This window comes from Alteromonas genovensis (assembly GCF_010500895.1).
Classification (GTDB): Bacteria; Pseudomonadota; Gammaproteobacteria; order Enterobacterales; family Alteromonadaceae; genus Alteromonas; species Alteromonas genovensis.
This window is the reverse complement of the sequence record NZ_JAAAWO010000019.1, coordinates 1-7,665: the sequence shown is the minus strand read 5'-3', so window position 1 is coordinate 7,665 and position 7,665 is coordinate 1. Positions and strand designations below refer to the sequence as shown.

Annotated in this window: 5 protein-coding genes; 4 read left to right on the top strand and 1 reads right to left on the bottom strand. The window is 38.8% G+C overall.

Going from position 1 to position 7,665, the window contains the following annotated elements; all coding sequences use genetic code 11:
- Positions 1 to 115 precede the first annotated feature (115 nt).
- The 3 genes from GTQ48_RS17770 to GTQ48_RS17205 all read left to right on the top strand — a co-directional run bounded on the left by GTQ48_RS17770 (position 116) and on the right by GTQ48_RS17205 (position 3,567).
- The gene (locus GTQ48_RS17770) at positions 116 to 451 is read left to right on the top strand and encodes an SGNH hydrolase domain-containing protein (RefSeq protein WP_239060179.1); all 336 of its coding nucleotides are present in this window, start codon (positions 116 to 118) and stop codon (positions 449 to 451) included.
- A gap of 256 nt (positions 452 to 707) precedes the next feature.
- Positions 708 to 2,636 carry an acyltransferase family protein gene (locus tag GTQ48_RS17210; RefSeq protein WP_163107772.1) on the top strand — a complete coding sequence of 643 codons (1,929 nt, stop codon included), beginning with the start codon at positions 708 to 710 and terminating at the stop codon, positions 2,634 to 2,636.
- A 76-nt stretch (positions 2,637 to 2,712) separates the two neighbouring features.
- Entirely contained in the window at positions 2,713 to 3,567 is an 855-nt protein-coding gene (locus tag GTQ48_RS17205; protein WP_163107771.1) for a glycosyltransferase family 2 protein, read from the top strand.
- A gap of 69 nt (positions 3,568 to 3,636) precedes the next feature.
- Here GTQ48_RS17205 and GTQ48_RS17200 read toward each other — a convergent pair whose 3' ends face one another.
- Positions 3,637 to 4,734 carry a glycosyltransferase gene (locus tag GTQ48_RS17200; protein WP_163107770.1) on the bottom strand — a complete coding sequence of 366 codons (1,098 nt, stop codon included), beginning with the start codon at positions 4,732 to 4,734 and terminating at the stop codon, positions 3,637 to 3,639.
- A gap of 310 nt (positions 4,735 to 5,044) precedes the next feature.
- Between GTQ48_RS17200 and GTQ48_RS17195 the strand changes: the two genes are divergently transcribed.
- On the top strand, positions 5,045 to 7,522 hold the full coding sequence (locus tag GTQ48_RS17195; RefSeq protein WP_203565296.1) for a right-handed parallel beta-helix repeat-containing protein: 2,478 nt from the start codon (positions 5,045 to 5,047) through the stop codon (positions 7,520 to 7,522).
- The last annotated feature ends 143 nt before the right edge of the window (positions 7,523 to 7,665 follow it).

Sequence of the window (7,665 nt, the reverse complement as noted above, 5' to 3'; positions counted from 1 at the left end):
AGCACAACGTGCTCTGAATTTGAGACCAAGGAAGTGCCTTGGTTACAAACAACCTGAAGTTGTATTTAATCAATTACGCGGAGCGGCCTAATTTAGTGAGTGGTGCACTTCGAACTTGAATTCGCGGAGTAATATTCCTGAAGTTTTTATATTAACTGGCGAGCCCAAGGGGAAAGAATTTGATCCCGTTTTTGCATCTCGTAATAAGCTGCCTGATAGTATTTCAGAAGCTAAAGTCCGTTTGAATTACTCCGAACATAAAGATGCTTTAACTAAACTAAAAAACATTGACAATATAAACATTATTGACCCAATTTCCTACCTCTGTAAAAACAAACAGTGCAAAACAAGAGATGAAAAAAGGGGCTTCTTCTACCGAGACAATAACCATATGCGTCCATGGTATTCGATACAAGAAAATTCCTATTTAAATCGAATATTTACGACGTAAAAGATTCGATTAATAATAAGTAGGTCATTAAAAAATAAAAATTTAAATATTAAATTGAATATCGTTGGTTACTATCGTTAAATTCTGGAGAAAAATCAGTTTTTAAATTGCGCACTAGGAAAATTAAAAATAGCCAACATTAAATCTTAAAAATTGACGTAATATTATTTACTTAAAACAGTAAATTGTAAATATAATTTATACAGCGATAACACCTCTCAAATGAAAGAAACGAACATAATTCTCAGGATAAAATATGGCCAAAAGTTACATTTCAGAAATACAAGGGCTTAGAACACTTGCGGCACTGTTAGTCGCTGTTTATCACATTTGGTTTAGCAGTGTTTCAGGTGGTGTGGATATATTTTTTGTTGTTTCAGCGTACTTCATTGCCTACACACTCAATAAATCTGATAACTTGAGTTGGAATCAAGTCTCCTCTTACTACTGTAAAACCCTAAGACGCATCCTTCCCACTGCTATAACCGTTTATTGCTTCACTTGTCTTGTAATCTTAATCGTCACCCCATTTGTTAGCTATAAAATGGAGATTAAGAATGCATTTTCCACCTTCTTTTTTATAGAGAATTGGTATCTTGCATCCAGCGGATCCGACTACCTTAGACAAGGCGAAAGCAAAAGCCTCTTTCAACAGTTCTGGGCATTGTCCGTTCAGGTGCAGCTTTATATCTGCATTCCAATTTTGTATATATATGCAAGAAAATTAGAAAGAGCAGTTAACATTAAATATATTGTTACTGCGATTTTGCTCGCTGTGTTCGCCAGCTCCTTTAGTTATTCACTATATTCTACTTCGGCATCCCCCCAATGGGCGTATTTCGATACTATAGCTAGAGCTTGGGAGTTTACAGCTGGTTTGTTGCTATATCATTTGGGTGGAAAATTTCATTTTAGCAAGCGGAGTGCCACGGTACTTAATTTTCTAGCTGTGATTGCAATAATAGGATTCGGGTTCTATTGGGGGCAGAATTATGCGCTTCCAGGCGTAGTAGCGTTAATACCAGTGCTATCTGCATGCGTAATCATCGTAACAAGTAAATCACTTTATTTTTCTATTTTAAAATGGCGTGGCCTTACTTCGCTGGGCGATTTTAGCTTTGCTTTTTACCTTTGGCATTGGCCAATCTACTTGCTACTCTTCCAATACACCAATACGAATGTAAACTTTAACCTGCTAGGTTTTATTGTAATAGTGTCCAGTGCCATATTTGCATTTATTAGTACTAAATACATTGAAGCCCCTATAAGAAGAAATAACACCCTTGTAAACAGCGATAGAAAAACTTATGCCTTTTCGTTAGGAAGCATGGTTGTTTCCGGCCTTTTTATCATATGTATCTTTAGTGTATTTAATTTCTATGAAAAACCGTCGCTGAAAGCTCTAAATAGCTTTTACAAAGATAAAGACATTAGCTTAATCCCGAATAATGCCATGTTTCCACACGGAACCGTTATTAAACAGGATATGCGCGAAAGTTACTTTAACAATTGCGAACAGAATATGCAGAACAGTTCTGTTGTTGAATGTGAATATGGAAATAAAGAAAGTGATATTACCATTGCACTAGTTGGTGGCTCTCATGCAGCACAATGGCTCTCACCACTAAAGGAAATTGCCCTCGAGCAAGGATACAAGATTCATTTAATGGTCAAAAGCGCTTGTAGTCTAACTCAGTCAATGGACTTTGGTTATCAACCAACGCAGAGCTGTTTAGATTGGAATGATAATTTACATAAGCGGCTCACCGAGCTCGAACCAGATATAGTATTAACCACCGTAACGAGAAACGGCCCTCAGGGTGAACGGATTCCAATTGGATATCTAAAGAGTTGGCGACATATTAAAAATATCTTACCCGACACGAAGATTTTCGGAATCAGGGATAATCCTTGGTTTACATTCGATCCCCCTCTATGCTTGGAAGTCAAAAACTCTGACAAGTGCTCAATATCACGAGCAGCTTTTTATAATGACGAGGAAGTAAAGCCAGTTCTGACCAAGAATTTAGATGTGGTACTGGATTTTTCTGAAGAATTTTGTCCAAACGATACATGCAGTACTGTTTTAGAGAATAGACTAGTCAAGTTTAAGGACAAACATCATTTAACCAAATCTTACGCTTTACTCTTAAAACCGTTATTAAAAGAGGGCATGCAAATGTAGCCAAAGGCACGCTAAATATGCCACTATAAATACAATGAATGGAACGCCCCTAGTATTTAAATAAATGGATTAACGAATGCCTAAAACAGTTTCTGTTATTATTACCACCCACAATAGGCCCGACTACCTTAAAGAGTCGTTAGCAGCCGTACTTAAACAAACTGTTGTGCCAAAAGAAGTGTTCGTTATAGACGATGGTTCATCGGTAAGTTATGAAGAAGTATTGAATCTTTTTCCTCGTGAACAATTTGACTATATAAAGGTACCCGTAGCCTCGGGGGCTAACGCGGCTAGAAATTTAGGAATATCAAAATCCACTTCAGATATTATCGCTTTTTTAGATGATGATGATGTTTGGGATAAAAATTACTTAGAGCAGCATATTAAGGTACATAATGAGGATGCAGATGCCGTTACTTGTGGATATCGTTTCCTAGAAACACCCGATAAAATTCACATTAACGAAACAGAAGTTATCACCACTGATGTAATCAAAAAAGGTAATAAATTCTGCGGAATGAGTGGCGTTACGTGCAAGGCTTCATTAGCTAAAAAGCTGATGTTTGATGAAGAACTAAAAAACAGCCAAGATTGGGATTTCTTCGTTCGTATTACTTTAGAAGATGCTGTTTTTAAGAATATCCCTAAGGATATTTATTTTTACCGCAGAGGTCACGTTAGTATTTCTACCGAAGTAGCTAATATGCCACTGGAGAAAGTGTTTCCGAGACTAAAGGCATTTAAAAAGCACAAAACACTTTTAGGTAAAGAAGCTTATAATGACCGAGTTGCTAACCAAATTCTTAGCCAAATTGGCAAAAAGAAAAACAAACTAAGCTGGATTGGCCTCTCTGTGCGCGAGGCTGGGTTGGTTGCCACAGTAAGAGTTATACTAGGTAAAGATAGACTTCGTCGTAAATTCGGTAAGTAGGCGACATTGACACAACCAGTGCGCCGTTAATGAAGTTAACAGCGCACTTACTATATAAGAGCAAAGATTCTATAAACTGTTTATTACCGCTGCATAGCGTTCAGCTACACTCTCCCAGCTAAAATCAGCTGCTTGCTCTATCGGCGCACTCGCCCAATCGGTTGTTAGTGTAGTGGATATTGCTGCAGCATATTCTTTAATATTTTCAACATCACAAACAACACCGGCCTTGCCTATTAGAGTTTTGCGCATGGAATCATCGGTAGCGACAACAGGTAAACCACTTGCCATTGCTTCTAAGTAGACACGGCCAAAGGGCTCGTCTTCCGATGGTAACGTAAAGGCGTCAACTGAACGGTAAACGTTAGGAATGTCAGCAAATTCAACTTTAACTATCTTAAACCGATGTACTCCAAGTTTTTGAGTACAAAGATCATTAAAATACTGAACGTCAGGACCATCTCCACAGATAAGTAGCGAAACGTCTGTTAACTGGCTCACTGCCTCAATGGCTAAATGGATACGCTTATGATTTTGCCTATTTAACGCCCCAACCGTTAATAGCACTTTCCCTTGTAAACCATGGTCATATTTTTCGCCCTGCGGGCTGAATTTAGCTAAGTTTACACCATTAGGGATTATCTCCACCCGTTGTTCGGATGCTATAGAATGAACATATTCTTTGGTTTCTTGGTTAAACACAACCAAGCAGTCGGGCCTAAACTTTAAGTTGCGGCGTAATACTTTACCGTTCGATACCATCCCAGCCCTTTCGGTATAAAGAATGGGCGTTTTATATAGCTTTCTAATTACCGCTGCTACCGCCAAGCCTCCATAATCATTATTGGGGTACATGACATCACATCGCTTAAACATTAAATACGGCGTGTAAGTGAGAAAACTGGTTAACGACTCGATAAGCAAAGATGGGTTAGAAACAAAGCGCGTTAGCAACCAATCGATGGTTTTATTGCGCTGGGCTTTTTTCACTTTCCCTCTGGGAATACACGGTATAACAACGCTATATTCGCTGCAATTTGATGAACTCAGTAACTTCACATCGAAAAATAATGCTAGGTGTTCTGCCATTTCATACGCACTTAGTTGAGATCCGCCGCTTGATGAAAACCCTGCTTCAGGGTGAATTACGGCAATTTTTTTCTTCATAAAACATCCATTTTTGTGCATAGAGGCAATTGCTCTGTCCCACATTCTGCCCAAGTATACCAAATACATATGGTAGATTGTTTACGACATAACCGAGAATTACTTGACCTAGTTTATAGCAAGCAATTTAGGTTCCGCTTTTATCACTTTGATAAACATGTGTGCTTTTAACGTTATTTAAAGCTGAAATAACATTTGTATGTAAAGAACCCTGTAAGCACCTTGCTACGTGATATTGTAAGCACTACCCTTTAAGTGTTACCCCAGTCTTTCTCTTCTTTTTGTATTTTTCAATATATAGGGATATACCATGCACGCTGACAACCAAAAGCATCCTATTTTTTGTTTTATCATTGTTGTTTTGCTAACTTTTTTGTCTGTTTCTTGCGCCAGCCTGAACCAGAACAGCGGCGATTACACCAAAAGCGGACAACCCGGAGATATTTTATATCGTTATGTAAAAGCTAATATCAACGATAGCAATACTGTAGAGACGCTACTAACTAATTACAGCGGCCCCAAAGGGTTAAAACCTTTTGTGGAAAAGTATAGAAATGAGTTAGCCAATCTATATACGCAACAAGTACTTTTTCCTTCCTCACCAACGAGTGAAAATGAAAAAAAAGCACGTTATGAAAATATAAACGCAAATCAAGCCTCTGCCTTATTCGCCTCATATCCAATAGATACCGCTAAGTGGATGAAGATAATCTCAACTTACTCTGATTTAAGCAAAAGTGATATTTACGAGGCTGCAATTAGCGCCGGGCTAGACCCATCAATAACATTTGCTGCATCAGCATCTGGATTTGAGGATACCGCTACCCCACTTATTAACTCAATAGGGTTAGTTATTTACGGCCAGGATGAAGAAAGTATTGCCACCGTTAAATTTAGAGCCGAAGATGATAGTTATTGGCGTAAAGGGTTAGACCTAGCGTGGGAGCCTATTTATGGCTCGTTCGCTGGAAGCGTAGTGTATCTAGAAGCAAACACTAGGTACCACATAGAAGTGACTGTTATAGATATAAATGGGGATGTGGTTGAACATACTTTTCAAACAACAACAAAGCCTAACACCCCGCCTATCGACCCAAATAAAATTTATTACCTTTCAGAAATTTACTCTGGCGGCCAATTGGATTTAGAAGCGCTTAACATTGAAGGCAGCGCTAATGGCTACGCCAAAGTTATTGGTGATGGACCAATTATCGAAGTCGGAAATGACGTACTAGCCGCGGTTAACATTGGTAACAATTCGTATGTTATGCTTGAAAATCTCACTGTTAAAGGCGGACGTCGTTACGGCATATTCGCTAAAAAGGCGCATCATATATGGATTAAAGGATGCAATATATCGGAGTATGGTAGAGAGGCCGTTGATATTAGAGACGGAGTAGCCTATTCAAGTACTACTAATAACTCCCCTATCAATTATGACTCAGGTATCTACTTAGAACGAAGCGGTATAGCGGTAATTGAAGAATGTGAGGTACACAGCCCCAATTTGGGCGCTAATAGCTGGGCAGTGGGGCACCCTAAAGGTGCAAACGCGCTTCAAGTTTGGGCATATCATGACAGTGATAAATATAGAGGTGAGTTTATTGTTAGAAACAATCGCTTTTATGGCACTCCTAATCATAGATTTAACGATGTGATTGAGGGACGAAAAAACTTTGAACGGCGCGGCGGCTTCGTAAAGAATTCTGCAATTTATGGTAATTACCTAGCCTATGCTAATGACGACCTAATAGAAATTGATGGCGGCCAACAAAACGTATTGGTTTACGACAATGAGATGGAACAAGGCTACGCTGGCGTAAGTATAGCGCCCAATACGTTAGGACCTAGCTATATTTTTCACAATTACATACATAATCTAGGTGATGCAACAGGCAAAGAGTGGACTGCAATTAAAGCAGGAGGGTTAATTTCTAAACCGGCTGGCAGAACCTTTGTTTTCGAAAATGTTATTGATGTAGAGCGTAACGGTATTGCTGCATCCAGAGTTAATAACGACTCCACATTCTGGGTAACCACGCAAAACAATATCATGTTTACTGAAAAAACTGGTTATTCTGTTGGGCATTGTATCTTCGATAAAGAGAAGTACTCAGGCAGTACAAGCACTAACGACCTTTGTTTTAATGAGAATACAGGTGACGCAAGATACGAATTTAATTTAGATAACGTTGTTGAACACCCCTATTCCGATGATTTTTCATACATAGAGTTACTGCAAAGTTCACCCGAGCTAAAGTTATATGTAACAGAGGAATTCAAAATTCCTAACTTCTCGTCAGAAGTAACCTTGGGCGCAGTTATCGAACGGCCGCCAGCGGTGTGGGAGTTCAAGGCAAACGAAATAGAGCATACTGGTTTTCCAAAACAATTTCGTTACGGCACTACTATAATTACCGATGACAATACTGTAACTCTAACCGGTAACAACTGGCAGATGTTTCCTATTAGTTACACATTAACGGAAGACTCTGTATTAAAGTTAGAGCTTGAAGTAGAAGGTAACCCAGAGGTAGTTGGAATTGGCTTCGAAACAGACACTAAGTTAAATAGCTCGAGAGTAGTTAAATTTTATGGCAAACAGGCTTGGGGAGTGCGGGCAGAACACTATTATTCAGCAGCATCACCAATAATTAAATTTCCAATTGGTAGATACGTTACAGGAAGAGTTAATTACCTGATTCTTGTATTAGATAACGACAATACTAAAACTTCCTTCAATAGAGACAAGGCCGTGTTCAAACAGGTCAGAATCTCGGAAAATTAAAGTTGTATAATACATCGTGTCCGTCCGGTAATCCCCACATTCAATTCATAAATTAGCTACGGCATGGTGTTCTTTTTTTGCTAAGGAGAATACCCATGCAGCGACACCAACGAAGAGAAGTGCAAGACTGGCTCAATTTATTT